This window comes from Tannerella forsythia (genome assembly GCF_003860135.1).
GTDB lineage: Bacteria > Bacteroidota > Bacteroidia > Bacteroidales > Tannerellaceae > Tannerella > Tannerella forsythia_A.
The window spans coordinates 1-1,567 of sequence record NZ_RQYN01000117.1; the positions used below are offsets into that span (position 1 = coordinate 1).

The 1,567-nt window shown below is 36.2% G+C and carries 1 pseudogene; it reads left to right on the top strand.

The features are described from left to right. Window positions 1-554: 554 nt before the first annotated feature. Window positions 555-1,442 (top strand): annotated as a pseudogene (locus EII41_RS13520) (IS982 family transposase). Window positions 1,443-1,567: the final 125 nt, after the last annotated feature.

The window sequence follows — 1,567 nt, forward strand, 5'->3', positions numbered from 1 at the left end:
TGTTTGAAATTGGTTTTATATTAAAAAAATAACTCAATGCGGAATTTGGGATTAAATTACCTTTTGAGTTTAATCATCACTATAAACCAAACAAATCAACATTAGATATGGTAAATCCCATATATTTGTATTCTAAAACACCTATTCGATTACAACTACAAGGAGATGTAGCTATCAATAGCCCTTCACGTATTCGCTTTTCATTTAACTTCAACAGTGAAACAATTTTCACAGAAAACATTTATTTCGAATGTATTTCCTCTTCGATGATGCCTATTTTATACTCCCAAGAAGACATTTTTGAACATTTCGCATAATTCAAATATTCTTTCTTAACACTTTGAAATCCTTGCAAGAAAAACATTAACTAACGTGAATTCAATGTAAGAAAAGAGTCAAAAAAGTTGGAACATAATGAGAAATTTAGCATCTCTATAGTACTAAAATACAACATTATACTAAGATAACTCCATTATGATTCCGGTGCAAAAATTACAGAATTAAGCGAAGCGTATCACGAAAGCCTTTAAAAATGATATAACTCGAATGAGTAAATTTATTTCATTATCGATGAGTTTCACAAAGAAGTTGACAAAGTAATCAAAGAACACAGCCTTAAAGAAGGCAAAAAGAGGAAACGAAACCGTAAGTTTACGCTCTCTGGGAGCAAAGTGATGATTATACCGGGACTCTTCCACAGCGGAGCATTTAAGAACCTGAAAAGCTTCTATATGTTTTATGTTCAAAGACAGATGAAGAAGGAGTTTCCCCATACCGTTTCCTACGATCGTTTTGTTGAACTGCAACGTAAAGCCTGCATACCACCCTGGCTATATTTCTTAAAATGTCCTGCTTAGGAAAATGCACCGGCATCTCATTCATTGACTCCACACTACTTCGCAGCTGTCATATCAAGCGAGAAAAGCAACACCGTACTTTCAAAGGGATCGCCCGGAAAAGATAATACTCTATCGGCTGGTTCTATGGTTTCAAAATGCATTTGATAATCAACGATAAAGGCGAAATCTTGAATTTTATACTTACTCCAGGAAACGTAGACGACAGAGAACCGCTTAAATTCATGGACTTTCAGGGGGCGCTTCTTCGGAAAGCTTTTTGGGGATAAAGGCTACATCTCCAAAGACCTGTTCGAACAACTTTTTATGGACGGCGTACATCCGGTAACCAAAATAAAAAAGAACATGAAGAACGCTCTGATGCTTATGCACGATCAAATCATGCTTCGAAAACGCGATCTTATTGAAACTGTTAATGACGAGCTGAAAAACATCTGTCAGATAGAACACACACGTCATCGAAGTTTTGACAACTTCATTACAAATATGTTATCGGCTTTGATGGCTTACTCTTTCTTTGAGAAGAGACTAGCCATAAACCTCTATCAAGAGCTTATGGATCGCTCAAGATGGATAACCGCTTAGATCGAACTCACTTTATTATTAATAACTCCGATGAAACCGTTTTATTGACTTCTATTGATGTTTATGCAGAACGAACAGCATCTATGGGAGGCTACCCAACAAAACCCTTAGGCGAACTTACTCCA